The following is a 515-nucleotide window of genomic DNA, read 5'->3' as shown; positions in this document are numbered from 1 at the left end:
CGGCTTCAGCGCCCGCTTTGGCGGCATCTCGCGCAAGATCGACGTGCCCGTCGAAAACGTCCTCGCCATCTACGCCCGCGAGAACGGGCAGGGCATGGCCTTCCCCGTGGAACGTAGCGTCCCCGAAACCCAGGCCGGCACGGAACGCGAGAACAACCCGCCGCCCAAGCTGTCGTCGGTCGAAAGCGAGGCTCCGGTCACAGTAGACGCCGGCGACGACCACGATGGTGACGACGAACCCACGCCGCCGCCCGTATCCCGCATCGGTGCCAAGAAGCCCTCGTTGAAGGTGGTGAAGTAAGCGCAGGAACCCATCGTCAATTTGCGCCGCATGCAGTAGAATCGCGGTCTGCACCAAACATGCCGGCTTAGCTCATCAGGTAGAGCAGTTGATTTGTAATCATCAGGTGGCGGGTTCGAGTCCTGCAGCCGGCACCAATAAAATCAAAGGGTTACGAGCGATTCGCTTGTAACCCTTTGTGCATTCTGCGGCCCATGTAACCGCCATGTAACCC

Annotated in this window: 1 protein-coding gene and 1 tRNA gene; both read left to right on the top strand. The window is 60.8% G+C overall.

The genetic code is table 11. The features are described 5' to 3' along the window. The coding region (locus AC1DN0_RS41360; RefSeq protein WP_477146646.1) for a ClpXP protease specificity-enhancing factor SspB at nucleotides 1-301 on the top strand (301 nt) is incomplete at its 5' end. A gap of 61 nt (nucleotides 302-362) precedes the next feature. Beyond that, nucleotides 363-438: transfer RNA gene (locus AC1DN0_RS41355), tRNA-Thr, on the top strand. The last annotated feature ends 77 nt before the right edge of the window (nucleotides 439-515 follow it).

The sequence above is a fragment of the Cupriavidus sp. 05N39 genome, assembly GCF_056397325.1.
Note: the sequence above shows the minus strand (reverse complement) of the source record. Positions and strands in the feature narration are given on the sequence as shown.